This window comes from Hymenobacter terrenus (assembly GCF_000972495.1).
Lineage (GTDB): Bacteria > Bacteroidota > Bacteroidia > Cytophagales > Hymenobacteraceae > Hymenobacter > Hymenobacter terrenus.
Window position 1 is genome coordinate 1 of record NZ_LATM01000112.1, and the last position, 1,247, is coordinate 1,247.

A 1,247-nucleotide genomic window follows, 5' to 3' on the forward strand; every position below is an offset into this window, starting at 1 on the left:
AGGCGGGCATAGAAGGCAATTTGCTGTGGATTATAGCGTAAGCTGCTGACGGCGGGCAGGTAAAGGGCTGTGCGCAGACGCACGTTGCCCCGACGGGAGATGCGCGTGGCGCGGGCCGAGAGGCCGCTTTGGTGCTGCACCACGTCCAATCCGGCGTAGGAGGCCAACTGGCGCTCGTTCTCCACCAGCACGAAGCCGTTGGTTTCGGCCACCACCACGATGGCCGTCGTCAGCCCGATGCCGGGAATACTGATCAGCTGGCCCAGTTTACGGGCCAGTTCGGGCTCCGCTTTCAGCAGGTCAGCCAAATCTTGGTCCAGGGCTTTGAGCTGGCTGACCAGCAATTGCTGCTGAGCAGCTAGCCGCGCTAGCGTCCGGCTAGCTGGTTGATAGCGATGCTGGTAGGCGTGGGCACGAGTCTTAAGTTGGGCGGCTTGTTGTACCAGCACTTGCCGTTCGCGGGCCAGGGCGCGCAACTGGNCAGGGCGCGCAACTGGCGCAAGGCGGGGGTAGGCGGCTGCCAGGCCGGAAGTGCCCGTTCCAGACCCAAGCGACAGAGCAGGCGTGCATCCAGTTGGTCGGTCTTGCTTTTGCCTTCAGTGCTGCGGGCAAAATGCTTCACCTTATTAGGCAATAACGCACTCAACAACTGTTGGTTGTCGGCTAAAAAGTAAGCCAGCTCTTCGTAGTAGACGCCGGTGGCTTCCACCACGAACCAAAGTGGGCTACCGCTAACGTGCTGCTTGACTACCCAGCTGAGCAGGGCCGTAAAGCCGCTTGCGGTGTTGGCGAAGGTCGTTTCTTTACCAAAGTGCAACTGCTAGCTAAGCGTGGCGTGGCCAACGCAAGCCACGAAGCTGTCCTTGGCGATGTCAATGCCGACAACGCATTTGAGCAGGGCAGTGGGGGAAGGAAGCGGAGTCATACGCAAAAAGAATAAAAGGGGAATAGCCGTAGCCAGGCGAGGTTTTACCGCAACTTTTCTCGTACAAATGCGGGATGCACCTCGCCCTATGACTCGGTAGCTCCCTCCAACCTGTGCAGTCTTCAGGCAAAACGGGAAACGGGGCACCGTTTCTTGCGCGCAGTGTCAACGCCATTAAAGCCCCGCACTTAGAGTAAGATGATGTCCCCATTTCCTTTTCTAGCTGGCCCCACCTTGAGGCCACGCAATCATACGAGAGTTGGAACCGAAATTCCCACTAAGATCATATACTATATTCAATAGCACTTTTTCCACCAAAAAA

At 57.5% G+C, this 1,247-nt stretch carries 2 protein-coding genes; both read right to left on the reverse strand.

Translation table 11 applies throughout. From position 1 onward, the window contains the following. Window positions 1-449 (reverse strand): IS110 family transposase (locus tag WX88_RS26690; RefSeq protein WP_231590811.1); only part of this gene is annotated, 449 nt, incomplete at its 3' end. Continuing rightward, window positions 368-817, reverse strand: a complete 450-nt coding sequence (locus WX88_RS26695; RefSeq protein ID WP_046247486.1) for an IS110 family transposase — start codon at window positions 815-817, stop codon at window positions 368-370. The genes WX88_RS26695 and WX88_RS26690, both read right to left, overlap by 82 nt. Between the last annotated feature and the right edge of the window lie 430 nt (window positions 818-1,247).